Source organism: Enterobacter oligotrophicus, assembly GCF_009176645.1.
Lineage (GTDB): Bacteria > Pseudomonadota > Gammaproteobacteria > Enterobacterales > Enterobacteriaceae > Enterobacter > Enterobacter oligotrophicus.
The window spans coordinates 1,338,719-1,365,584 of record NZ_AP019007.1 but is presented as its reverse complement, the minus strand read 5'-3'; the positions used below and the strand labels follow the sequence as shown (position 1 = coordinate 1,365,584).

The 26,866-nt window shown below is 54.5% G+C and carries 12 protein-coding genes; 1 reads left to right on the top strand and 11 read right to left on the bottom strand.

From position 1 onward, the window contains the following. Window positions 1-2: 2 nt before the first annotated feature. The 9 genes from EoCCA6_RS06405 to evgA all read right to left on the bottom strand — a co-directional run bounded on the left by EoCCA6_RS06405 (window position 3) and on the right by evgA (window position 22,078). Window positions 3-10,880: a BapA/Bap/LapF family large adhesin gene (locus tag EoCCA6_RS06405; protein WP_152081958.1), complete on the bottom strand. Its 10,878-nt coding sequence runs from the start codon at window positions 10,878-10,880 to the stop codon at window positions 3-5. A 673-nt stretch (window positions 10,881-11,553) separates the two neighbouring features. Next, window positions 11,554-11,910 carry a hypothetical protein gene (locus EoCCA6_RS06400; RefSeq protein ID WP_152081957.1) on the bottom strand — a complete coding sequence of 119 codons (357 nt, stop codon included), beginning with the start codon at window positions 11,908-11,910 and terminating at the stop codon, window positions 11,554-11,556. 469 nt (window positions 11,911-12,379) lie between these two features. Next, window positions 12,380-13,420: a fimbrial protein gene (locus EoCCA6_RS06395; protein WP_225903454.1), complete on the bottom strand. Its 1,041-nt coding sequence runs from the start codon at window positions 13,418-13,420 to the stop codon at window positions 12,380-12,382. Continuing rightward, on the bottom strand, window positions 13,411-15,912 hold the full coding sequence (locus EoCCA6_RS06390) for a fimbria/pilus outer membrane usher protein (RefSeq protein WP_152081956.1): 2,502 nt from the start codon (window positions 15,910-15,912) through the stop codon (window positions 13,411-13,413). Before EoCCA6_RS06390 ends, EoCCA6_RS06395 begins: the two co-directional genes overlap by 10 nt. An 11-nt stretch (window positions 15,913-15,923) precedes the next feature. Next, on the bottom strand, window positions 15,924-16,601 hold the full coding sequence (locus tag EoCCA6_RS06385; RefSeq protein WP_152081955.1) for a fimbrial biogenesis chaperone: 678 nt from the start codon (window positions 16,599-16,601) through the stop codon (window positions 15,924-15,926). 46 nt (window positions 16,602-16,647) lie between these two features. Next, the gene (locus EoCCA6_RS06380) at window positions 16,648-17,166 is read right to left on the bottom strand and encodes a fimbrial protein (RefSeq protein WP_152081954.1); all 519 of its coding nucleotides are present in this window, start codon (window positions 17,164-17,166) and stop codon (window positions 16,648-16,650) included. A 119-nt stretch (window positions 17,167-17,285) separates the two neighbouring features. After that, entirely contained in the window at window positions 17,286-17,810 is a 525-nt protein-coding gene (locus tag EoCCA6_RS06375) for a helix-turn-helix transcriptional regulator (RefSeq protein ID WP_152081953.1), read from the bottom strand. A gap of 459 nt (window positions 17,811-18,269) precedes the next feature. After that, window positions 18,270-21,446 (bottom strand): response regulator, encoded by a 3,177-nt coding sequence (locus tag EoCCA6_RS06370; protein ID WP_152081952.1) that lies wholly within the window; start codon window positions 21,444-21,446, stop codon window positions 18,270-18,272. A 2-nt stretch (window positions 21,447-21,448) separates the two neighbouring features. Then, on the bottom strand, window positions 21,449-22,078 hold the full coding sequence (evgA, locus tag EoCCA6_RS06365; protein WP_152081951.1) for an acid-sensing system DNA-binding response regulator EvgA: 630 nt from the start codon (window positions 22,076-22,078) through the stop codon (window positions 21,449-21,451). A gap of 199 nt (window positions 22,079-22,277) precedes the next feature. On the opposite strand from evgA, the gene iroN reads away from it, so the two are divergent. After that, entirely contained in the window at window positions 22,278-24,452 is a 2,175-nt protein-coding gene (gene iroN / locus EoCCA6_RS06360; RefSeq protein ID WP_152081950.1) for a siderophore salmochelin receptor IroN, read from the top strand. Between the two features lie 56 nt (window positions 24,453-24,508). On the opposite strand, the gene EoCCA6_RS06355 is transcribed toward iroN, so the two are convergent. Together EoCCA6_RS06355 and EoCCA6_RS06350 are read right to left on the bottom strand one after the other, a co-directional pair. After that, window positions 24,509-25,453, bottom strand: a complete 945-nt coding sequence (locus EoCCA6_RS06355; protein ID WP_152081949.1) for an alpha/beta hydrolase — start codon at window positions 25,451-25,453, stop codon at window positions 24,509-24,511. Window positions 25,454-25,536: 83 nt separating this feature from the next. Then, window positions 25,537-26,766: an alpha/beta hydrolase-fold protein gene (locus EoCCA6_RS06350; RefSeq protein ID WP_152081948.1), complete on the bottom strand. Its 1,230-nt coding sequence runs from the start codon at window positions 26,764-26,766 to the stop codon at window positions 25,537-25,539. Window positions 26,767-26,866: the final 100 nt, after the last annotated feature.

Genomic DNA, 26,866 nt, shown 5'->3' with positions numbered 1-26,866 from the left:
GGTCAGGTAATAATGTGTTGCTGGTTGACGAGCTCGTCGTAGGTGGTCTGAACGTTATCCAGCGTAACGAGCGTGGTTGTGGCGTAGGTACTCCCTGCGCCATCACGGTCGATGGCGATCACCGTGTTCCCGCCGCTTTGCGTCACGTGGAGGTAGTTGCCTAATGTCGAAGCGCTTCCGTTCCAGCCCACCAGCAGATCGCCAATGTCGATTTTGTCCCCCTGTGAAAGTGAGAAGTTGGTCCAGTGATCGCCCGTTGTGCCTGAGATGTTGCCTGCGGTGGCGTTGCCAGCCGTAGCGTTCAGCACCTGGTAAATCAGCGTGTCGCCATAGGCTGTACCGGTAATCAGATCGTTGTGTTCAGAGCTGATGAACTGCGGTGCCATGTTGATGGTCAGCGAGGCGCTGTCCGTTTTACCGGCGGCATCGGTCAGGGTGTAGTTAAAGGCCTCCTTCGAGGTGATGGTCGAGAGTGAAATTCCGGCATTGAGGGTGTAGGTGTAATGACCATCTGCGCCAATCGCCAGCGTGCCGTAGTGGCCGACGACATTCACCGTGGTGCTGCCGGTGTACGGGTCCAGCGTAGTGGTCACGCCGTCATAGCCGGTAATACTTACGCGGGTGTCTACCGAGTGCAGTTGATCCATTGCCCCGGCGGAGTCGGAACCGTCAAAGATGTTGCCGTTAACGGTGTGGCCGCTGGTAGAGTCAAACTGGCTAAGGGAGTAGGTGGTGCCGGTGACGCTTGGGGTGATGGTGATCCCGCCCAGCCCCAGTGCCGGTACGCTCCCGGTGTAGCTCAGGGTATAGGTTCCGGCATTCAGATCCAGACCGGTCACCGCGATATCGGCATTGCCGCCCAACAGCAACCCACCGCCGAACGATCCGGTTCTGAGGGTGGTCCCGCCTTGTGAAATCGTCCAGTTAACGGTCAGCCCGCCCAGCGTCAGCAGCGAGGCCACGTTGAAGTGCAGTACCACATTATGCAGCGCAGTATTGGCATCCACCACGAAGGTGCCGCTGCCGCTGCCCGATGTCGTTGCCAGCAGGGCCGCGTTCCAGTTTGCGGACCCTACGCTGGTATCCGAATACAGCGACGTGTGATGCACCGGGGTGATATCCATTGTGGAACTGACATCGTTCACCGCATCCATCGCCTGCGCGGTCGGCGTGATGTTCAGCGATGCCGTGTCTTTCGCGCCACCGGGCGCGGTAATGGTATAAACAAAGGTGTCCGGGGTGCTGATATGGTCAGACCCGATCCCGCTTTTCAGGGTGTAGGTGTACTGCCCGGACGCAGTGATCGTCAGCGTGCCGTACTCTCCCTGAATCGTGGTCGGGCCGCTGCCGTTCACCGCCACACCGTTGACGTCAGACACCACGGTGCCGGATGGCGCAATGTCATCCGCCAGCACGTCTCCGGTGGTGGAGGTCCCAACGCTTGCCACGCTGTAGACATGATCTTCCAGCACATTGAGCGTGTACGCCGTCAGTGCGGTGATCCCCGCCGCCGTATTCAGCAGGAACAGGTACTCCCCGGCAGGCAGGTTCAGCGTCAGTTGGGATGACGTGCCACCCAGCAGCGGCGCACGCAACCAGCCCGGCTGGACGCGGAGCTGTTCGAAAGTCTGCGTCGCGTCATTGAACTTATAGATGTACAGGTCAAACACTGACGCCAGCGCCACGCCTCCCACGGAAGCCTGAATGGTCATGGTGCGGGTGGAGCCTTCTTCAACGTTGTAGATGATCGGGTTGCTCAGATCGTCCAGCAGGTTCAGCCCCAGCGTATTGCCGAGATTAATCCCCACCACGGTAAAGCCGCCCTGCGACGAGGTTCCGTTATTTATCGAATGGACGGTGGTGTCGAAGGTCAGCGAGGCCGTGTCGTCCACGGCCACAATGCTGTTGGCCGTGGTGCCTGCGCCGAGTGACAGCACCAGATTTGCTGACGCACTGACGCCGTTATGCGTGATGGTGTAGGTGAAGTTCTCGGTACGGCCAATCACTGAGGCGCTGGTGTTGGTGAGGGTGTAGGTGTAACTGCCGTCCAGGTTGATGGTCAGCGTGCCATAAAGCCCCTGGACCTGCGTTCCGTCAGCGGTCACCGCGACCGTGTCGCCATCCGAGTTGGTCACCGCTGTCACCGTGGTGCCCGCCGGGGCGTTATCGCTACCGGTGGCCGGATCGTCATCAAGGATCACGTTACCGCCGAGGCTGGTGGTGCCCGTCACCGTACCTGCGCTGGTCTCTTTTATGTCAACATCCAGGCTGGTGTAAGAGCCGGTTGCCAGCAGGTTAGTGTTGTAGCTCAGCACACGATACTGCCCACTCGCCAGCCCGGTCAGGTTCAGCGATACGCCAGTAGCGCCGAGCGTCAGCAGGTCAGCAAACTGCGGCTCTCCGGTATCCACCACCGTGGTCCAGGTTCCGTTCTCCGTATCCAGAACTTGTACCACCAGCTCAAGCGTGTTGAGCAGTGAAAGTACCGCTCCCGTTGCATTGGCGTTTACGGTGATATCCGCACTGCCGCCGCTCTCCACCGTAAACCCGACCTGCGCGGTGTCATTACCGAGCAGCGTGAGGATGTTGTTCGCGGCCCCCACCAGCAGGAAGCCGTAATCGCTGAGCTGCGAGTGGGTCACCGTTGCCGTGGTGCTGATATCCAGCTCCTCGACGTTGGTACTGGCCGACAGCGGCACCACGGGCGCAAGTGCCGAGCCCGGCAGCGAGACGTTACCTGCCGCGTCCGTCGCGGCGATCTGCAGCGTCTGGCCTTCCGTCTGTTTATTGAGGAAGGTGTAGCTGTAAGTGCCGTCACTCCCTGCGGTAGTGGTCACCGTTGTCCCGTTAACCAGAAGAATGGAGACGGTACTGCCCGCTTCGGCGTTACCGATCAATACGCTACCGTCTGCGTTAAAGGTGCCGGTTGGCGCTGCTGGTGCCGTGAGATCGACGATAACGGTCGTGGCCGATGAAACCGGGCTGGTCCCTGTGGCGTTACCTGCCGTGGCGGTAAAGGTGTGGGCACCTTCGCTTAATGCCGTCGGGGTAAAGCTCCAGTTACCATTGACGTCCGCCACAACGCTCCCCATCGAAACACCGTTGTTATACAGGGTGACGGTGGAATTGGGTTGCGCGGTGCCGTTCAGGGTCGGCGTGGTGTCATCGGTGGTTTTCCCGTTGGTCAGATTTCCGGTCACCGTACCGACGTTATCGTCGATGGTGGCGATAACCGGTGCGTTCGGGATTGTGGTAAACGGTGCCGTGACCGAAGCACTCGCGCCTGCGTTTCCGGCTTTATCGGTGGCAAACACCTGCAGGGACTCCCCGCCCGTCTGCGCCGGAGTGATGGTGGCATTAAAGTTGCCGCTCCCATCCGCCGTGGCTGTACCGAGTACGGTTCCGGTACTGGTGGTGATGGTGATGGTACTGCCCGCTTCGGCGGTTCCGGTGACGTGCGTACCGTTGGTGATCACCGCGAGGCCTGTTGGTGCTGGCGGCGGCGTCAGGTCGACCACAATTGACGTGACGATTGATGGCGCACTGGTATTGCCCGCCACATCGGTCGCGGTCACCGTAAAATTATGCCGCCCTTCCGACAACGTGGTGCTGGTTTGCGGCAGCGTCCAGTTGCCGTTGGTGTCGGCGGTAACGGTTCCCACGAGCGTGGTGCCGTCGTAGATGCGAACGGTTGAACCGGCTTCGGCAGTACCGTTCAGCGTCGGACGGGCATCGTTGGTCGGATTACCCCCGGTCACAGGCCCGGTGATAGTACCCACATCATCCACCACGGCGCTGATAACCGGAATAGCTGGCGCGGTGGCGTCAACGTTTATCACATAGTCGGCAGTTTGTGCGCTGGCGTTGCCGGCCGCATCGGTTGCCGAGAAGGTCAGACTATGCGATCCGTTGCCCAGTCCCGCCGAGGGTGTAAAACTCCACGTACCGCCCGTGGCGGTGACGCTGCCAATTTGCACGCCGTTATCAAAGATGTTTACCGTTGCTCCCGCCTCCGCTGTACCGGTGAGGGTTGGCTGCGCGTCGTTGGTTAACCCTCCGTTGGCGATCGGCGTGGCGGCGTTGCCGACATCATCCGTGATGCTGGTTAACACCGGTAACGCAGGTGGCGTGGTGTCAACCGTCAGGCTGAAGCTGGCTGAAGGCTGGCTGTTATTACCCGCCACATCGGTGGCCTGCGCGGTAAACGTATGTGTACCGGGGCTCAGCGTGGTGGTGAGATCAATCGTCCAGTTGCCGTTGGCATCGGCCTGGCCGGTGCCAATCAGCGCTGAGTTTTCATAAATTCTCACCGTGGCGTTCGGCTCGCTGGTCCCGCTAAGACGTGGCGAGATGTCGTCAGTGGTTTGACCGGTGCTGAGTTGTCCCGTCAGAGAACCGGCATCATCAAGCGCATAGGTAATGACCGGCGCATTAGGGGCGGTGGTATCGACAATCACGGTGAAGCCCGGTGACGCAGGGCTAACGTTGCCTGCTGCATCGGTTGCCGTTGCGGTCCACGTATGGCTCCCGCTGGTCAGTGTGTCTGGGGTAAAACTCCATGCCCCCGAACCGTTAGCCTGGGTTGTGCCAACGAATGCGCCGTTTTCGTAAATCGTGATGGTCGCATTATTTTCCGCCGTCCCGTTCAGCGTTGGCGTGGTGTCATCCGTGGTTTGGCCGGAAGTGAGGGGTGTCTGAACCGGGCCTGCATTGTCACTGGCCGTGGCGATAGTGGGGGCGAGCGGTACGCCCGTATCGACCGTCAGGTTAAATGCGGTGCTGGTACTGCCGCTGTTACCCGCCGCGTCGGTTGCATTGAACGTAATGGCATGTTGGCCATCGCCCAGCGGATCTGTCGGTGTGAAGGTCCAGTTGCCCTGCGCATTCACCAGCGCGGTGCCCACCTCTGCACCGTCCACCAGAATGTGTACGGTTGAGCCCGTTTCGCCCGTCCCGTTGAACGTCGGACGCGCGTCGTTGGTTGAATTACCGGTACTCAGTGTACCCGTTACCGGGCCGACATCATCAATGACGGTAGAGAGTACCGGTGCGGCTGGCCCGGCGGTATCTACTGTAAAAGTATAAACCGACGAGTTAGCCGAGACGTTACCTGCGGTATCGGTGGCATTCACCCTCAGCGTATAGGTTCCGTCCGGCAACGGTATCGTGGGGGTAAAGTTCCAGGTGCCGCCTGCCAGCACCGTTGTGGAGCCGATCTCGGTGCCGTTATTGAAAATATGCACCGTGCTGCCTGCCATTCCGGTCCCGCTCAGCGTTGGCGTATTGTCGTTGGTCACCTGTCCGGTGGCGATATTGCCTTCAATGCCCCCTGCGACGTTGTCCTCTACGCCATTGAGAGTAGGGACGGCTGGCGGTGTGGTGTCGACCGTCACGCTGTAGACGGCAGAAGGCGTGCTGACGTTCCCTAACGTATCGGTTGCTCTGACCGTAAAGTCATGTGCGCCTTCGACCAGTGCGGTCACTGGCGTAAATGTCCAGTTGCCACTGCCATCGGCGGTGACGGTGCCGATTTGCGTAACGCCATCAAAGATTGCGACAGTGCTGTTGGCTTCTGCCGTGCCGGTGAGCGTTGGCGTGGTGTCGTTGGTGGTACTGCCACTGGTGACATTGCCCGTCACGCTACCGACGTTATCCTCTGCTCCCAGAATAACGGGCGTGGTGGTGGTCGTATCGACCACGACGTTGAACGCCGCTGAAGGGGCGCTCTGATTGCCTGCCGGATCGGTGGCCCGAATGGTCAGCGGGTTGCTGCCTTCGGCCAGGGGAGAGGACGGCGTAAAGCTCCAGGAGCCTGTTGGCCCTGCTTGTGCAGTCCCGATAGCAATACCGTTATTGTAAACGGTGATGGTGTCACCCGGCGTCGCCGTACCGCTGAGGGTTGGCCGGGTATCGTTGGTCGCCTGCCCGCTGGTGAGCACGCCGGTGCCAGGAGGAACATCATCGGTGACCGCGCCAATAGTGGGGGCGACCGGGGCGGTGGTGTCGATGGTGACAGCCGCAGCAGGTGAACGGCCGCTTGTCTCAAGCCCTACCGTGGCGGTCGCCTCGAAAGTATGCGTGCCTTCACTCAATGGAAGCGGTGGGGTATAACTCCAGGTTCCACCGGCCAGCACCGGAATGGTGATCAGCGGGATCAGGCTGCCATCCATATAGAGGGTCACCGTACTGCCCGCGACGGCAGTACCGCTGATGGTCGGCATCGTATCGTCTGAGGTTTTGCCGATTACGTTACCCGTGACGCTACCTATATTGTCGTCGATCGCGGTGATCGTCGGTACGTCCGGTAAATCAACCGGCGCTGCCGTAACGGTGAGATCGACGGGTTGGCTGTTATTCCCTGCTTCATCGGTTGCAGTGACGCTCAGCGTGGTGGCATCCGTTTGTGCCGGACTGACGGCGACGGAAAACGCGCCGCTGGCGTTGGCGACACCCGTACCGATCACGTTGTCATCGGCATCTCTGATCGTGATGATGGAGCCGGGGTCGGCATTACCGGTGACCGGTGTCCCTTGATCGGTAATGGCAAGGTTTGTTGGGTCGGCCGGGGGAACGTTGTCCACGGTAACGGTGGTGGTCGGGCCTGGCGTGCTGTTACCGGCGGCATCGTGGGCAATCACTGAAATGTCCGTTAAGCCCTGATCCAGCGGCGTTGTTGGTGTGAATGTCCAGGTGCCATCTGTGTTAACGGTGGCAAAGCCCACAGAGTCTTCATTAATGAAGACTTCAACGGTGCTGCCCGGTTCGGTTCTCCCCGTAATTTCGGGGGTTGTATCTTGCGTGTACAACTGCCCGCCAGACAGCGTGCTGCCAGTGATTTCGTCGATTTGCGGTACGGCTGGCGGCACGGTATCAATGGTTACGGTGAATCCCGCCCCTGGTGTGCTGGGGTTGCCCGCCGCATCCACCGCAACGGCGGTCAGATTGAGTGTGCCGTCCGGCAGGGCCGATGGCGTGACGGTCCAGGTGCCGTTCGTTACGATAGCTTCACCAATGGCGACGCCATTGTTGTAAACAATAACCCGATCGCCACTGACACCTGTCCCGGTGATATCCGGCGTGTTGTCGTTTGTGGACCCGCCGCTTCCGACACCCCCCGCCAGGGTAATCACCGGAGCCGAAGGCACAAGGGTATCGACGTTGATGGTGATCGGATCGGAGGTTACGGAGACGTTCCCCGCCTCATCCGTTGCGGTGGCGGTGTACTGGTGCGAACCTTCGGCGATATTCGTCGCAGGCCGCCAGCTCCAGTCGCCGTTAATGTCTGCGGTAACGCGGCCCACTTCAACCGGATCGGCATTATTCACGCGATCGTAAATAATGATCACGTCGTTTGGTTCGCTGCTGCCGCTCAGGACCGGGCGCGGATCGTTGGTGCTTTCGCCATCCGCTACCGGGCCAGTGATTTGGCTGACGCTGTCGGTGACGGTCGGAGTGGCGGGTTTATCGGGTGCCTCGGTATCAATGACGATGGTCACCGGCTGCGAAGGTGAACTCTCATTGCCTGCACCGTCTTTGTTGGTTACGGTCAGGGTGACATCATAGGTGCCGTTACCGAGCGGTGGCGAGGCCGTCCAGCTCCATTTTCCATCTTCACCGACCGGGACTTCAGCCTTTTTCACGCCATCAATATAGATAGCTACCGTTTCCCCCGCGGTTCCCTCACCGCTTAACGTCGGCGTGGTATCGCGGGTGGTGTCGCCTGGGTTCAATAATGTACCCGTAGTACCGCCGTCCGGGTTAACGGTGACATCCGGCGCGTCCGGCGTGACGGGCGCTATCGTATCTATCACCAGGCTGAACGGTGGGGAAGTGGTGACATTTCCTGCCGGGTCGGTGGCTCGGACGGTCAGGGTGTGTGTGCCGTCTGTCAGCGGTGTTAAAGGGGTAAAGCTCCAGCCACCCGTGCCGTTGAGCGTGGCGGGGCCCAGCAGCGTGGTGCCGTCATACACGGTGATGGTCGTGCCAGCGGGGGCCGTCCCCGACAGCAGGGGTTGTGTTTCATCCGTCGGTGAACCGCTGGTGACAGGGCCGGTCACGTCGCCGGTGTTATCCGTCACGCTTCCGATGGTTGGCGTACCGGGGGCTGTGGTATCGATATTAAGCGTAAATCCGCCCGTGGCGGAACTGGCGTTACCGGCCTGATCGAGCGCGACGGCAGTCAGGACGTGGCTGCCATCTGCAATGGCTGTCGCCGGACGGAAGGTCCAGTCTCCACTGGAGCCCACCACTGTTGTACCCACCTGAGCGCCATCAATACGGATGCTGATTGTCGCGCCAGGCTCGCCCGTGCCGCTGATGGCAGGGCGGTTGTCATTGGTCGGCTGGTTGCTGGTCAGCGGGCCAGTATTACCTTCAACAGCGTCCACAACCTGGGTAATCGCTGGCGTTGCGGGCGGCGTGAGATCGACGGTAATGCTCCAGCTGTTCGATGTACCGCTGGCATTGCCTGCATCATCAATGGCTTTGGCTGTAAAGACATGCCCGCCCGCGAGAATATTGGCGGGCAGAGTATATGTCCAGACGCCTCCCTCCGGTATCACCAGCGTTCCGATTTGGTTTTGACCATCATAGAGATAAAGCCGTGTGCCAGCTTCACCCGTACCGTGAAGCGTCGGCGTGCCATCATTGGTCAGGCCACCGTTGGCAATCGGTCCGACGATGTTAAGCACGTTATCTTCAACGGAGGTGATGACCGGCGTTTCTGCGGGCGTAATATCCGGCGCACTTGCAGAGGTCGTTGGGCCCGTATTGCCCGCGTTGTCGGTCGCATCTGCCGTCACTGTTTCACCATTCACTAACGGCGGGATAAGCGGAATGCTGAATGTACCGTCATCATTAGCGGAGCCAGCGGCGATTTCAGTGCCACCCTCGTCTTTAATACTGATGGTACTGCCCGGCTCCGCCTCGCCGGTGATGGTGGTGCCATCATCTGAGACGTCAACATTTGTAGGCGCTAATGGATCGGTGGTATCAGGCGCGTCGGCAAACCCTGGCTGGCTGGTGTTATTGGCTCCGTCGGTTGCGACAACCTGTAGCACCTCGCCATTTGTTTGTGCCGGGTCGATCCCGACGGAGAAATGACCGTCGTTGTCCGCCGTGCCGCTGCCAATCACGGTGCCGGTAGGGTCTTTAATTGTTAGCGTACTGCCCGGTTCGGTGTTGCCGGTCACTGTTCTGCCATCGCCAGAAACGGCAAGATCGGCCGGGATAGCCGGTGGTGTGGTATCGGGCACACTCAGGCTGGCTGTTGCCGTGGCCGCCGGGCTGACGTTGCCCGCGGCGTCAGTAGCAATGACGCTGATAACCGCGCCGCCAGGCTGAGGGGGAGCCAGGGGGATGCTGAAATTACCGTTAGCGTCGACAGGTGCAGTCCCGATCGGGATACCGTTGCTGTCGGTGATGGTGATCGTTGTATTGGCTTCTGCGGTGCCTGTTGCCACGGTTCCAGCGGCATCCAGCGCGACGGTTGGCTGGTCAGGTGGGGTGATATCTACCGTGATCGTAATCGCCGGGGAGGGGACGCTTTGGTTGCCCGCGACGTCAGTCGCCTGCACCGTAATCTGATGGCTGCCTTCGCTGAGGTTCACCGACGGCGTAAAGGACCAGTTGCCATTGCTGGCGACATTTGCAGTACCAATGGCGATGCCATTGTCATAAACCGTAACGGTGGAATTGGCCTCCGCCGTGCCGCTAATCCGGGGACGTTGATCGTTGGTGCTTCCGCCATTGCTGAGAGAGCCGGTATTGGGGGCAACGTCATCGGTTAAGCCGGAAATGACGGGGGCCGTTGGTGCCACGGTATCAACGATAAAGGTGGCGGCAGTGGACGGTGCGCTGGTATTGCCGGCAGCATCGGTCGCGGTGGTGGTAATGACGTGATTGCCATCGGCAAGGGCGGCAGGTGGCGTAAAACTCCAGTTGCCACTGGCATCGGCTTTCGTGGTGCCAAGCAGGCTGCCGTTGTCATAAATCGTGATTGTTGTCCCCGCTTCAGCCATGCCGCTGAGGGCAGGGCGTGCATCATCGGTTCGTTGCCCGTTTTCCAGCGGGCCCGTTTCGGTGCCGACGTTATCGTTAACAATCAGAATATCCGGGGCGTCGGGGACGGTCAGGTCAGGGGCGATGACATGCCCGTTCTGGCTGGCATTACCGGAAGCGTCGGTTGCTGTGGCGGCAAGCTGTTCGCCATTGGTCATTGGCGTACCCAGCTCAATCGTAAATTTGCCGTCGCTACCGGCTTTACCCGTTCCTGCCAGATTACCGTTGGCATCTTTAAGCGTTATTGTGCTTCCCGGTTCGGCGGTGCCGGTAACGGTTTTACCATCCGGTGAGAACTGCAAATTTGTTGGGGCATCCGGCGGTGTGGTATCAGGATTAGAAGGATTGCCTGGATTGCCGGGGCTGGTGGTGTTGTCATCGTCATCTCCACCGCCGCCACCGCCACCGCCACCGGCTGCGAGGGCGACGCCCCCGGCAACGGCGAGACCACCGAGCACCCAGGGCCAGAGGGCAGCACCGCCTGCGTCTGAACCGGATGACGCCATTAACGCGTCGATGGACGAGATAGCTTCGTAATGTTCAGCGGCAGTCGGATCTTCAATCCACCACAATGCGCCATTCTCTTCTTCCAGCACCAGCTGGCTCACCCCTTGAGCGTCGCCAACGTAGAAGTTTTTCAGGGTAACCACTTCCCCCGAATGCAGAGATATCACCAGATCGTTACCGCTACGGGTGTAGTGTGAAATGTCGGCCCGCCCTACATGGAGCTTAACGATAGAGGAATGGTCCAGAGTGATCCGGGTGCCTTCCGTGGTCGTTTCCACGCCAGTAAGTTTCGATATAACAGAGATTTGGCTCATACAGTTATTACTCCAGCAGAGTTGTCATGGACGGCGTGCAAGACATGGTCATCTCTTTGCTGAGGGTAAAGCGCGCCCCCGGCGGAGTCGCTGATAGTTAATCAGTGCTCACCGTAACGTTCTTCAGCGCGGCCGATGCCCGCCAGCATCCAGAATGGCAACATCAGGGCGACTCTAATTATTTATTGTGGATAACGTTGTCTTTTTAATTTTTCGTGATATATAAAGCCCTGTGTGTAATAGAGGTATTAATTTAATTCGCTCTAAAAAGGATATAGCTATAAAAAACTAAATATGCAAATTACGCCTCTGTAAATGCCATTCGTGTCATTGAAAAAGTATTTATTCACCACGTCAATATAAAGCGGTATGTCTGAAAGGCCCGTCAGACGCCGGGTGGCGTTCAGCTTTACACAGTTGATGCGGGGCAGGGTATTTATTATTGAACGTATATATTTATTACCGCTTAATTAATATTTAAGACACGGTAAAGTTTAACGTATAAGATATATTATGTTTGCTCGCATTAATGAAATATATGCTGGCAGGGGATGTTTATTCTGCTATGTAAAAATGAAAATGCGGTAGCACGTAATTAAAAAATAACCTGATTTATTTTTGTGAAGGGGGAAGTAAAAAGGCCGCGACAGCGGCCTTACGGGACAGGTGATGATTATTCAGTGACTTTCTTTTCTAACTCACTGGCACCTTGTTTGGTTTTGTTCCAGCCTTTCTCAGCACCTTCTTTGGTGGCATCCCACCCTTTCTCTGTGCCTTCTTTGGTTTTATGCCAGGCTTTCTGCGAATCTTCGCTTACCTTGCTGCCAACGCTGTCGCTTTTCCCTTCAGCGGCATGCTGCTGTTTCAGCTTCAGCTCTTCACCTTTGTTCTGCTCTTCGTGCAGTTTTTGCTTCGCGTCGTTGGCATTCGCGTTTGCCGCCGCTACGGTATCGTCAGTTGCATGTGTGGTCGCAGCAAAAACAGGTGAAGCCAACAGAATGGCAGATAATGCAATAATCGTTTTTTTCATGTTTTATCCTCAATTAACGTTTTCGTATTATTAGCGTGATTAAGGATGGCATGAGAAATATGCAGATGGCTTTAGGAAAAAACTGTAAATGGTACATTACGGTTTATGGGTAATATTTAACCAGCAAATTTACCCGATGGGTAAATAACCCATTTCCGCAAGAGCAGCCAGTGTCAGGAGAATGAAAAGTATGACAACTATTGGTCTGTACATAGGCTGTGTTCGTCCTGGTTGTTGTGGTTTTTTAAGTGGTAAATTAATTGGTTATGAGATTCTTCTGATCTTTGTTTTCATGTGCTCAGCGCGGAGTCCGTCTGACGCATTATGCTGTTTTTTTATTTTCCACGAACCCCGATAAATAGCTTTGATATCAGTCAATGTTGATGGATGAGTATTTAAGCCGTCTGACGCTCAACATTGAAAACCCAGCCACGGGCTGGGTTATCCTGAATCAGAATCGAACGATGACTTAATGGTACGTTATGGTAAAGGCTGCTACCCCATTCGCCGTACCGGTCGTGATCGAATCGCCCGTCTGGTAATAACGCGCTTTAAGCGGCACTGAGAATCCGCCAGATGACGATGACGTTCCAACGGCGACATCAGAACCCAGCACCATCGGCTGGTTGTTATACAGTAACTGGAGCCCAACGCCCGTAGCGGCGTTAGTTCCACCCGTGATGTTCAGCACGCCTTTGTTCGCATCAAAAATATTACCTTCCATTTTTACGCTGACCCGTGTTCCGGCATTACAGACCATCGGCAGCGTGAAAGATTGCGTGTGCGCGTCTCCCGGCGTGGTGCCTTTGCCGTTAAAGGCTTTTTTATCCACGTCTTTCATATTCACAGGAACAAACGTCGTCTGTAGGTTACAGGCCGGCGTGGTAATCGTGAATGCATTGATATTGACGGCAGCCTCAGGCGAATGCCAGAGCAGCAAGTTATTCAGCATGGTTAAAGACGCGACGGAGAGTGACGGTATCGTCCCGGACCCGGTTTCTGAAGCAATTTTATAAAAAGTGATGGTCACGGTAGCGTTCAAATCGGTATAGATCATCCCGCTCTCATTTTCACAGAGCCTGACGGTATTTACATCTGTACGGATGGTATCGCTTCCTGTGATCGTCTTCTCTCCTCCGGCACATATTGTTGTTGCGCCTGACACAGAATATCCCACTCCCGGAATATCCGTTCTGTACATCCGGCGACCGTTGAGCAGTATCTCGAAACGGCCAAGCGCTCTGACACCAAAAATCTGATGGGAGAGAACCCCTTGTTCGCCGCTCCAGCAGTTAAACGCACGGATCAACGGCGTAGTGACGGGTGTCCCGATAACTGAACCCACGGGCAGATCTCGGGGTATGGTGATGTTCTGCGGCGAGATCGTGGTAGAGGGCGTAACCGTTGCGCAGTTCCACGCCAGCGCAGCGTGTGAAAATAATCCCAGCGGGATGAATAATAAGATACCTAAAATTCGATACATTTTTCTTTCTCTCCAGATCAGTGGCATTGCGCGATAACGGTTTGCGGTTTGTCAGAGATCTGCGCTATTTCATACATTGCCTGACAACTTCCTTCGGCCCAGGTCACGATCACAGTCGCTTTTTCTGGTACGCCGTTGAGCCAGACGCGTTTACGATCGTCAACAATCCCTTCCGGAATGTTGTCGTGATTTTTAATACGGGTTGTTGCGCCAAAGGGGATCGCTTTCCCGGCTAACTGGAGCATGACCTTATAACCGGTGACGGTAGGATAGTCAGCCAGCGCCAGCGCACCTTTGGTCGGCACAACGGTACGTGTGTCATTCACCACGTCGGTGTTTTGTTTCAGCGATGCGGTATCCAGCGAAAGCGTGTTTTGTCGATAAGGCGTGACGTAAGGCACAACGGCAAAACCTTTGCTGTCGGTATAAATCCCACTGTTGTTTGCTACTTTCACATCCGCCGCGTTGTCTGCTTTTACCAGCGCCATCGTCTCGCCCAGCGGCTGTGTAACCGAGACGCCGTAAGGGTGAACCACCAGTCCGCCCTGTGCCCCAAGCGAAACCTGACGGTTATCGCGTGAGTAGTTGTAACCAAGCTGGTACTCCCCGTTCCGGCCTTTGTAAGTGACGGACGTATTTCCCATCACATCTGAGCCTTTACTGTTGTAGCCTTGCTGCACGTTCCAGCTCAGCTTCTTGTCTTCCAGCGCTGAACCGGATAAACCCACCTGCGAGGTGGTGTCGCCTTTCTTGTTGGTATTGCCAGAGAGCGTCATCCAGCTGTCTGGCAGGAAACGCGAGAACGGGATCTGTACCGTAAAGGAGACGATATGATCGTTCTCATTGCGCCACGGACCCTGTGAATAGCTGTAGTTAAGGCCGTAATTGATATTCTGTATGCTGGTGTTGTAACCGACGTTAACGCTGCGTTCGGCGTCGCCGCCCCAGTAATCCTGCTGCCAGGCGGAGAGGTTTATATTTGCCGAATCACCGAGTCGTTGGTTGAGCGTCACCTGCGCCTTACTGCGTTTGTTCCGCTCGTATCGCCAACTGTTGCCTTCCCGTATCCTGTCGTTCCCCATTCGGTAAGTATTCACATCCCCGTTCGCTTCCTGAAAATCACGAAAACCTGACGAGGAATAGCGATAGCCCATCAAACTGAACGAGGTGCCTGTCGACGCAAAGTCTTTGGCGTATTGTGCCCGTAACGACACGCCTTCTTCCGTGCCGTTCGGAAGTTGCGTGCGGGCAAATGTGGTATCTACTGAGATCGAGCCAAATTCACCGAACCCTTTCCCGACACCCAACGCCCCGGCCCAGTAATCTGCAGAGGCCAGCGTGCCGCCATAGAGCGTTGTATCCAGAGGTAAACCGTAGCCCACCGTACCCTGCAGAAACTCCGGTTCTTTATCCTTGCTGTTTGACGCGCGGTATTTCCCTGCTGCCAGCGTATATTTGAGCTGTCCCTCACGCTGCATTACCGGTACAGCCGAGAAGGGCTGGATGAACTGGTGCACCGTGCCATCCGCTTCACGTACCACAACCTCCAGATCGCCGCTGGCGGCAGTCGGATACAGGTCGTCAATGACAAACGGACCGGGGGGAACATAGGATTGCCAGATAACGTTTCTACTCTGCCGAATGGTTACCTGGGCGTTACTCTGAGCGATTCCGCGCACCACGGGAGCAAAGCCGCGTATGCTCTCCGGCAGCATGGTGTCGTCGGACCAAAGCTGCATACCACGAAAATTCACGCTGTCGAATACACTGGCCTGCGTGTAGCTGTCTCCCATGCTGAACTGGCTTTTCAGCGCCTTAATGTCACGTTCCAGAGACGTTCCGATGGTGTTCCAGCGGCCGGTGCCATCGTTGTTGTTATAGGTTGAGTAATTACGTAAGCGCCACGGGCCAACGTTAATACCGCTGCGCAGGTTTAAATAGCCGTCATTGCGTGACTCGCCGCTGGTATGGCTGTTGGCACCAGATAAGTTGTAATTCAGGAACAGCATATTCAGCCCATCGTCCCACTGCTCCGGCGATACGGAACCCCGCGGATCGCGCTGCAGGTACTCCTGCGGTATTGAGAGATCAAGGCGCATCCCGTCAAACTGGAAAACAAGCTGGCTGCCGGGAAGCTGTTCACTGAGGTTTTCAATTTTTGAACTGTCCGCCATGCGCATCCATTCTGGCTGTGCATTACGCTTCACGCCCCAGTTCACCAGTTCGGCACGCGTCAGTTCTGGCTTTAATCCGCTCTCATTATCGATAAACGAAATATTCCGTGACTCAAGAAAATTACCGTTAACATAGACATCAACGAGATAGACGCCAGGGACCTGACCGTTCCCCTTATTAAAACGCGAGATATCGATATCCTGAGGAATATTCCCGCGGGTTTCAATAAAATCGGGAGAGAAGTAATCGTCAGCCACGGCAGCAGGAATATGCGTACACAGGTAAATAAACGTGGATAGCTGAGTTAACTTAGCAAAGCCTGAAATAGAGTTGACATGGAACATGACGTATTAACCTACATTTTAAATTTATGTTCAGCCGTAATGCCTCCGAAGTCATTAATCGCACGCCATGATACTTCACCACCCGTTACCGCCGACTGAGGTAGCGATACCGTTTGAAATGGTAAAACCATTGGAGGTTTTGCTAGTTCTTTTCCATTCACCTTGATGTCATAAAGCGACACGCTATAAGGTGATGGGTTATGAATGTGTAATTTCCCACCTTCACGCGAAAACGTTAACTGCTGATACGCCAGAGAAGGATTGCCTTTTAACCCTGCGGGGCGATAAAACACCTTCATTTTGCTTTTTACGGCAATTAATAATTCATTTTTAGCGTCCGGTGATGACGACGGAATCGCTTTGATGTTTAACCAGTAAATACTTTCCCTGTCAGTGGGTAACGTATTTTCAGCCAGCATAATGCGTACTGAGTTTTGCGCATGCGGATTTAATTTAAATAAGGGTGGGGTAGTGATAAACGCATTGTCACTGTCATCCCCATTTTCGTCTTTATTCACCCAGGACTGAATCAAATACGGCTTGTTATCTGGGTTGTTAACGCTTATCGATGCTTGTTTAGCGGCACCGTTATAAATAAGGCGGGTGCCGCCTATTTCTACACCACTGATTGCCGCCGGAGAGATAAATAAAAGAGCAACGGCAACGTTTTTAAATACTTTCTGTAACATGAAGAGATCCTGATTGAATGACTCAGGGCCACGATGGGCCCTGCTTTTACTGGTAGGTAACGGTAAACGCGGTTGAAGAGTTTGCCGTACCTGCGCCAACAGCGCCGGTTGCCATATATTTGGCAAAGTAAGTCAGCGTATTATCAACATCTTCCTGCAGCGTTATGCTGGAAGATGCAGAGCCAACCGGGATCAGCGTTGAGTTATCCTGCTCATAAATTGCCACGCCGACGTTCGTCGCGGTCTGGCCATTATTCAGTGCCAGAATTGACGGGTTAGCAGCATGAGTGATGCCATCAAAACGAACGCTGGCGCTGGAAATACTTTCCGGGCAGGATTTCAGCAGAATGTTAAAACGCTTTGATGCCGCTGTTGCGCCGTTACCGCCTGAGAATGCCGTAGCAGAAACGGTTCCCAACTCGACGGGTTGTGCAATAGCCGTGGTGTCAACCACACAGGCTGTGCCGGTAATATTTCCGGTAAAGTTAATCACGCCGTCGGCTGCATTTGCGGCCTGTAACGCAGACAGAGATAAAATTGCAGAAATCAGTGAAATCTTTTTCATATAAAATCCAGTAAATTAAATGAATATTCAGGAAATAAAATACAGTTGCTTATAGTGTTAATATGTAATGTGCTAATCACCTCCAGTGAAATAATTACCTGGCGAATGATCTTGTCTGATTACGACAGATCGGTTTCGCAGGTTTCTGATTTGTAATTCTCCACGCGCGCGATATTACGATACAGCGAGATACGGTTCCCGGCCTGGAGTTTGAAAACCAGACTGCGGCGGTGGGCATAAAATGTTTTGACTGTCATGCCCAGTCGTTTACCAATCTCATCTGCATTCAGCCCTTCTTGCATGCAGGAAAGCACTTCACTTTCCCGCAACGAAAGGGCATATTTTACCCGGTATGAATAACGGGAGTTATTGACAAACAAGCACGACAAAATTGCATTTAGCTGGCTGCGCCTGTCAATAAAAACAATATCCTGCAGATCTTTTAACGCATAATAATCAAGATCGCTGGTTATAAATGCGATGATTTTCCGGTCAGAAAACAGATATTCTTTAATCTTTTCAAGGCTCGTTGACTCAACGTCCACAATGTAATAATTCTCATCAATCAACTCCGGCGTTAACAACGCACTGATGCCAACGATAAAAAAGTAATCATCAGAAAAAACGGAGTTTGATAAATCCATAAAAATTCCCTTTTCGGCATGTCCTCTTTGGTTATTGAGTGGCAGAAATTCACCTCATGTTTCGCTATAAAATTTACAGAAAATAAATTCAGATGACATCACAAAAGTAATGGTTTCCGAAAGCGATTATAAAAACGATCGTTTCTACTATTTTTTGATTTTGTCTGGAGTAATAAGCCATTTGTGGCGGTGTTTGTTGAAACAAAAAACCACCATTTAACCATAAAAACAAAATATAAAACTGGCGCAATGGATAGGTGCGCCTTAATGATCTTGATGTGTTTGATAGCTAAAACCTGGAGTAACGACAAAAATGGAATTTTCTTAGGAAGTATTCCAGGTATTATTAACGAAATATATTGCGTCTCAACAAGGCTAATTTTACCTGGTTAACAGAGAAGCAACATCGGCGGTGGCTTATTTTTTTGTCAGGGTGCGCCTACAGGTGTAGGAAAAATATTATGGAATGAATTTTTCGATGGCCTGGTCCAGTTCATCAAGTAAAATTTCAATATGATTAAGTTCTACGGTAAGTTCTGCATCTGAAATAGCGTCAGGTAACTTATCTTCCAGCGACTGTGCTATCGCCATTAACGTTGCGATCCCCAGCAGTTGTGCCGTTCCGTTAATGCGATGAATGTGGTGTTTCACCGTCAAATAATCTTCAGTACGAGCCGCTTGCCGGGCGGCGGCTAAATCTCGCCGGTTTTCCTGCTGCGCATCTTGTAAGGCTGAGAGCATAAGCGCCCGATTCCCTTGTGCTAACAGACCAAGCCTTTCAATATCAAACATCATATCGCCTGTTTCTGCCACGCCGGAGAGTAAGTGAGAAATTTGCGATAAGGTCACGGGTTTGAAAAGACAGGCATTCATGCCCGCCGCAAGGCAGCGCTCGCGCTCGTGCTCCTGTGCGGTTGCGGTCAGCCCCCAGATGGGGAGGGTGTTATCCACTTTTCGCACCTGGCGGGTAAGCTCAATGCCATCCATGACGGGCATATTGAGGTCGGTAATGAGCAAATCGTAGCGGCCTTGCCGGACGAGCTGTAAGGCCTCTTCGCCGTTTTCGGCTTCATCGGCGATAATCCCCAGCGTCGCGAGCTGACGTTTCAGTAGCAATCGGCTGGAAGGGTGATCGTCGGCGATCGCTACGCGTAACGCACCCTGAATAACCGGTAGCGGAGGCACGTCCACGGGTGCCACAATGGCCTCTGGCGACGTTTGCACGGGCAGGGTTAGCGTCAGGGTGGTTCCGTGATTAACCTCGCTTTGCAGTGCGACCGTTCCCCCCATCTGCGTCATCAACGCCCGGCTAATCGCTAAACCCAAACCTGAACCGCGATGCTGTTGTCCCGTTTTTCCCTGACTGAAAGCGGTGAACAGGCGACGCTGCTCTTCGGTGCTGATGCCGGGACCGGAGTCACTTACCGACAGGAGCAGCGTATCGTTATGCTTTGTCGCCGAGACCCGGACGTAACCCTGCTGAGTAAATTTCACTGCATTGCCAATGAGATTGGTGAGCACCTGTCCCAGCAACTGCGGGTCCAGCCGCATCGCTTCTTTCGGTTCCAGCTGCGAGTCATAACGCAGGTCGATCCCTTTTTGCGCAGCCAGGGCGCTAAACAGCGACATTTTTTCTGTCACCAGCGCATCAATATTTACCCACTGCGGCACCACGTCTATCAGCCCCGATTCAATCTTTTCCAGATCGAGGATTTCGCCAATGAGCTTTAACAGCGAGCGAGATGCCTGAGCAGCCTGGTCAATAGAGGCTTTATCCTCAGGCGTGAAGCGTGCGGGAGACAACTGCAGAAGCTCCAGAAAACCCATAATCGCGCTGACCGGGGTACGGATTTCATGGCTCATATGCGAGAGAAATTCCCGCTTCTCTTGATTGGCCTGTTGCGCTTTGTTCCGTTCTGCTTCCAGTAAACGTTGAGAACGTTTTTTTTGACGAACTTCCCGCGCAAGATAAACGGCCCACAGCAGGCTGCTCACCACCAGCAGAGTCGCGAGTATCGTTACCCAATAGAACGGCCGGTTGTACAACTCCCAGGTGTCGATTTTGACATCCGGCAGGCGTATCCATTTGCTGACGATCTGGAAAATCTCTTTTTGCGGAATATCGTCAAGCGCTTTGTCCAGGATCTGCCGAAGCTCCGGCTCGGAACGGGGAACCGCAAAACTGATTGCGGCGGGATCTTCACCCGCAACAGGAAACCAGCTGAGTCGATCGGGATAATAATGCTCACTCATATAGCGGGCGGTCAGTTGATTGGTAATGGCGGCATCGACTTTCTCCGTCGCCACGAGATTTAGCGCAACGCTGGAGTTCTCCACCTCTTTCCAGCGGATGCCTGGGTAGCGGGCTTTAAGTTTCGCCAGTAAAACGTGATCGGAGCCGATCGCCACATGCATCCCCGATCGCAGGGCGCTCGCCTGTGCATTCTCTTTTCTGACTACCGTGACAAATCGGGTGGTAATAAAGGGATGGGTAAAGGAGAGATGGTTTTCGCGGCTTAAATCGTAGGTTGCGGCCTGCACAATATGCCAGTTGCCTTTCTTCATCTCTGAAACCATCTCTTCATTCGATTTCACGATAATGGTTTCAAACTGCATGCCGGTTTGCAGGCCGATCAGGTTAAGAATATCTCCTGCCACACCGCGCATTTCCCGGTTACTGTCGACCATCGTGTACGGCGCAAACCACGGATTAACAATAACGCGGAGCGTTTTGTGAGTATGCAGCCACTGTTTTTCTCGCTGGGTCAGGTTCAGCGGTTCTAACAGAAAGGAGAGATTGCCTTTGTCGATCATTGACTGGGCAATTTGCCCGTGAATATTTTCATCGATCGCACTGAGCGTGTTATTCACAATGGTTCGCAGGCGTTCCTGCGTTGGTAAAAATAAAAATGCGCTTTTTTTCTGCGGCTCAGGCCAGTATTTCACCGTTGCCAGCGCCAGACTAAATTCCTGAGACAGCCAGGTGCTGGTGGTCAGCGAATCGCCAATGAACCAGACGTTTTGGCCATGAGCGACGGAGCTTAACGCCTCCTGATAGCTGGAGTAATTTGCGATCTCCGCATTCGGAAATGACTGGCGGATAAAATCGTTATCAGGGTAGTGATCCACAATTGCGACGCGGGTCGGTTGCGTACTCTGCAAGGGAGCCATTACGTTAGCCAGCGACGTCACCAGATTGGGCCATGAATGCACCAGCGGCTGCGAGGCCTGAATCCCTGCTTCAGCTAAAGGCAGAGAGTCCAGCCCGGTCAACACCATATCGGCCTTGCCCGTTTTCAGGGCGTTAATTGCCGACGCTTTATTCGGCCAGGCCGTCACGCTGACGCGGATATTGAGGGAATGCTGGATCAGCGCAAGATAATCGGCATTCATCCCACGGTAACGCCCCGTGAGCGTGGTCTGAACGAGAGGCGGCTGCGCGGGTTGATAAACCGCCACCTTAAGCGTTTTTTTCTGCTTTAACCAACGCCTGTCATCGTCACTCAGATAAACGGTGACCGGCGTGGTGTAATTGTAGCCCGACAGTTCCAGCTCAACAGGGGACTCATCCTGCGCATAAACGACTCGCCAGGCAACGGATAACATGATGAGCACGACAGCGAGCCATTTGTTCATTTTCAGGTCAGCTTATTTTGATGGGCAAATGAGAGCAATTCGATTAATGATTTGCAGCCTAACTTTTCCATTAAACGTGTTTTATAGGTACTGACCGTTTTACTGCTGATATGCATTGCATCGCCAATCCGGGCATTATCAAGGCCGCTAAGCATATAACTCATAACCTTCATCTCTTGCGCTGAAAGCGACTCCAGCCGTTGCGCATCCGTGAGCGTCACAGACGGTTCTTGCGGGAAGAAAGGGAAATAGCTGTAGCCCTTTTGCGCCGCGTTAAGCGCTGCAAGAATATTGTCCAGATCCTGTTTTTTGCTGATAAACGCGTTAGCACCTGCCTGGGCACACCGTTTACTGTAATAACGGTCGTTTTTGGCTGACACCACGATCACTACACCGGCGAAGTGCCGCGCCCTGAGCTTTTCGACCAGTTCAACCCCATTCACGCCGGGGATCTCGACATCGACGACCACAATGTCCGCTGTCGTCCTTGCCAGCGCGTTTAACGCAGCCGTCCCGTCTTCAAATTCATTGATAACGGTGATGCGCTCTTTCTCCAGCACGCCACGAATCGCCAGACGCGCGAGAGGGTGATCATCCACAATGATTGCTGTGTGTAACGCTGCTCCGCTCATGTTCAGCCTCAACGTTGCCGTTATGAATATAATATCTCATTGCCTCATGCCCGTGTTGTTAAGGATTGCCTTACCTCTCGTTAAATGATATTAATTATCATTCTTATAATAAAACAATAATGACAGTAAAAAATATCTGGCAAGGATGTGAGCTTAACGATCAACCACTTTTAAGTTAGGCATTTATTAGGGAATGGGTATGAGAATTAACAAGATCCTCTGGCCGCTAACTGCGCTCCTGGTAGGGTTGAATAGTCAAGTATCAGTAGCCAAATCCTCCGACGATAACGACGAGACCCTGGTGGTGGAAGCCACCGCTGAGCAGGTACTCAAACAGCAGCCGGGCGTGTCGATTATTACCAGCGAAGATATTAAAAAGAACCCTCCGGTCAACGACATCTCCGATATTATTCGCAAAATGCCTGGTGTCAATCTGACCGGCAACAGCGCCTCGGGTACACGCGGTAATAACCGCCAGATCGACATTCGCGGTATGGGGCCGGAAAACACCTTAATTTTAATTGATGGTGTACCGGTGACGTCGCGCAACTCCGTGCGTTATAGCTGGCGTGGAGAGCGTGATACCCGCGGCGACACCAACTGGGTACCACCGGAACAGGTTGAGCGTATCGAAGTGATCCGCGGCCCTGCGGCGGCGCGCTACGGTTCGGGCGCAGCGGGCGGGGTGGTGAACATCATTACCAAACGCCCCTCCAACGACTGGCACGGTTCGCTGTCGTTATACACCAACCAGCCGGAAAGCAGCGATGAAGGCGCTACGCGTCGCGCCAACTTCAGCCTTAGCGGGCCGCTGGCTGGCGATGCGCTGACCATGCGCCTGTACGGTAACCTGAATAAAACCGATGCCGACAGCTGGGATATTAACTCCTCGGCCGGTACGAAAAACGCGGCCGGGCATGAAGGGGTGCGCAACAAAGATATTAACGGCGTTGTCTCGTGGAAATTAAATCCGCAGCAAATTCTCGATTTCGAAGCCGGATATAGCCGTCAGGGGAATATCTATGCGGGCGATACGCAAAACAGTTCTTCCAGTGCCGTCACTGAAAGCCTGGCGAAATCCGGCGAAGAGACGAACCGCCTGTACCGGCAGAATTATGGCATTACGCATAATGGTATCTGGGACTGGGGACAAAGCCGTTTTGGTGTCTATTACGAGAAAACCAATAACACCCGCATGAATGAAGGATTATCCGGCGGCGGTGAAGGGCGTATTTCGGCGGATGAAAAGTTCACGACCAATCGCCTGAGCTCCTGGCGAACCAGCGGCGAGCTTAATATTCCGCTGAATGCGCTGGTCGATCAAACGCTGACCGTGGGGGCGGAGTGGAGCCGCGATGAACTCGACGATCCTTCCTCTACCAGCCTGACGGTGGATGACAGTGATATCGGCGGCATTTCTGGCTCGGCTGCGGATCGCAGCAGTAAAAACCATTCCCAAATCAGTGCGCTGTATATTGAAGATAATATTGAGCCGGTTCCCGGCACGAATATCATTCCAGGCCTGCGCTTTGATTATCTCAACGAGTCCGGCGGTAACTTCAGCCCCAGCCTGAACCTCTCGCAGGAATTGGGCGATTACTTCAAAGTCAAAGCGGGGATTGCCCGAACCTTTAAAGCACCAAACTTGTATCAATCCAGCGAAGGTTATCTGCTCTACTCAAAAGGCAACGGTTGTCCAAAAGATATTACATCGGGCGGCTGCTACCTGATCGGTAATAAAGATCTCGATCCGGAAATCAGTATCAATAAAGAAATTGGGCTGGAGTTCGCCTGGGAAGATTACCACGCCAGCGTGACCTACTTCCGCAATGACTACCAGAATAAGATCGTGGCCGGGGATAATGTTATCGGGCAAACCGCTTCAGGCGCATATATCCTCCAGTGGCAGAATGGCGGGAAAGCGCTGGTGGACGGTATCGAAGCCAGCATGGCGTTCCCGCTGGTGAAAGATCGTCTGAACTGGAATACCAATGCCACCTGGATGATCACCTCGGAGCAAAAAGACACCGGTAACCCGCTGTCGGTCATCCCGAAATATACCATTAATAACTCGCTTGACTGGACCATCACCCAGGCGTTCTCCGCCAGCGTCAACTGGACCTTATACGGCAGACAAAAACCGCGTACCCATGCGGAAACTCGCAGTGAAGATACTGGCGGTCTGTCAGGTAAAGAGCTGGGAGCTTATTCGCTGGTGGGGACGAACTTCAATTACGATATTAATAAAAATCTGCGTCTTAACGTCGGTGTTAGCAATATCTTCGATAAACAGATCTACCGATCTTCCGAAGGGGCGAATACCTATAACGAGCCTGGCCGGGCTTATTATGCCGGTGTTACCGCGTCATTCTGATCGTAGTGTTACAGGTGTACTGCCCGCGTAAAGGCGGGCAGTGTTTAGCGGCTTAATTAATGACAGCCTGCTGTGTTACCTGCGTTTTCACCACTGATATCTAACAGCGCTCCGCGGAAGGAGGCGTTGAACATCGGCCCGTGTCCCAGGTTCGGGAAATCCCAAAAGGCGGCATTGACGCCTTTATCTTCCAGCGTGGCGAGGGTGGCATGAATTTTCGTCAGCACCCCGGCAGCATGCGTTTCCCGGTTATCGCCCGGCGTCGCCGAACCTTCCATTATCGCCAGGCGCTTAGCGCAGTATTGCGACGGCTCAACCGCCGTGATGCGGCTTAGCAGAGCATCATTGCCTCTGCCCAACGACGGGCTGGCGCTGTAGTACGTCCGGAAGTAAGAGGAGGACAGCCAGGAATCCAGCACGAACAGGCCGCCGTAGGAGTGCCCCCACAGGCCGCGGCGCTGCCGATCGATATTCAATCCCTGTTCCACTTTTGGCGCAATACGCGTTTCCAGTAACTGGCGGAAGTCGTTGCTGCCACCACTCTTACGGCTAAAACGCCCGTTGCGGGTATCAGTTTTGCCGCTTTCTGCTGCCGGCGTATAGTCGTAGGCCCTGCCGTTGAGATCGAAGGGGAGGTTGGTCTGATACCCGATAGCCACGATCACCGGCGGTGATTTTTCTGCCAGCTGTTTGAGCAGTTCGTCATTCAGGCGGTCCATAACTGCGTTGCCGTCGAGCATATATAAAATCGGGTAGCCCGATGCCGGTGCGGCTTTATTCGGCACGGCCGTCCATACCCGATAATGGCGGGTGCCATCGGCGGAGTCGAACGGGTTGACGCTGAAATGGTAAAACGCGGAGCCTTTATCGGCGATATTCGGCCCCAGCGGCTGCATATCCGGCTTCGCAAAACCTTGCGCGCTACAGATAAGAGTGAGACCAGAAAGAAGAGAGAAAAGCGCCTTGCGCGGGCGTGTCGGGCGATACTCGCGGGCATACATCTGATGATAATTCCTTTTCCGCAGGTGACATTTTATTTATTCAGGAAGCCTATACAGTTGCCTGAAAGTGTTCGCGGGTCAAGTCAACCCTGCAGTAAACCAAGCCCGTCAATCAATGCGCCGCGCCACCATGCGTAATCGTGACCACCGGTATAAATTGCGCAATGGCTGTCGACGCCAGCGGTAAGTAGCCGCTGATGAAGCTGCTGAACGTGCGGCACCGTCGAACCTTCCAGCGATCCCACGCACAGGCGGATGCGCACGCCCTGCGGCGGGGCCGAAAGCAGATGTTCGCTCACCCATGACGTATCGGTTTCGCTGAACAAGTTTGGTCGGCTGGCACCTTCTGGCGTCCACCACATTGAAGGGGAGTGGCTGAGCGCCAGGCCGAACGTTTCCGGTGCGTGACGAGCGGCCATTAGCGCGCTGACCCCGCCGAGGCTCTGCCCCGCCAGCACGGTGCGCGAACGGTCTGCCCACTGCCGCTGCGGTTGTTCGGCGCGAATCGTCGGAAGCAGATGCCCGGCGATATCTTTTATCAGCTCGCTGCGCCCGCCGAGTATCGCAGTGCGCTCGTGTTCATCGATGTTGTCGATGCCCAGTACAGCCACGGGCACGATGCGTCCGTTATTTATGGCGGCGTCAATTGCCGCGCATACGCCAAGGTGATCGAACCAGGTTTCACCATCGGGCAGCACCACCAGGCCGAGGGGCTGCGAAATATCAACATCCGGCAGATAGAGCCGAACCCGGCGCGATTGCCCGGCGATAGTGCGCGCGGAGGTAAGCAATTGCCCGGTGGGTGAGCCGCCGCGCCATTCGGACTGGGCGGGGGCTTTATCAAGCGCCAGCACCGATTCCTGTGCGCCTCCCCGAACGTTGATCCCCGGCGTTTTGTTTAGCGGATCGGCCTGCCCGGCGAGGGTGGCAAAGCGGCCTCCGGACTGTGCAATCGTCTCGGCCGGGGTGCCGGGGGGGATTTCCACCAGCGAATAGGAGCCGCAGTAGCTTGCGGGTAAACGCAGCGTCAGAGTCCAGATATCCGTCGCGGGAAGGGCGGTCATCATCCCTTTTGCTACGTGCTCTTTATCCGTCACCCGATTCAGACGCAGATAAACGCCCTGCAGAGGCTGCCGGGCGCGCCACAGAAAGGTCACTTCACGCTCGTCTTCCGCCTCTTCGACCGGCGTCACCAGCGGTACATTCAGCGACTCTGCGTCGCGCCAGAAGTCAGAAAGGTTAGCAATGTGGCCTGCTGCCAGCTGGCTGCGCAGCCTGGCGATAGCAGAGGGATGTTGTTGCATGTTCAGCATTCACTCTCTTTGAAAATTAAGGGTGTCAGTATAAATAGCTAAAGCGGCTATTCCCGGAACAGCCGCTTCAGAGCGTGTTTTTTAATGTCTTACGTGCGCA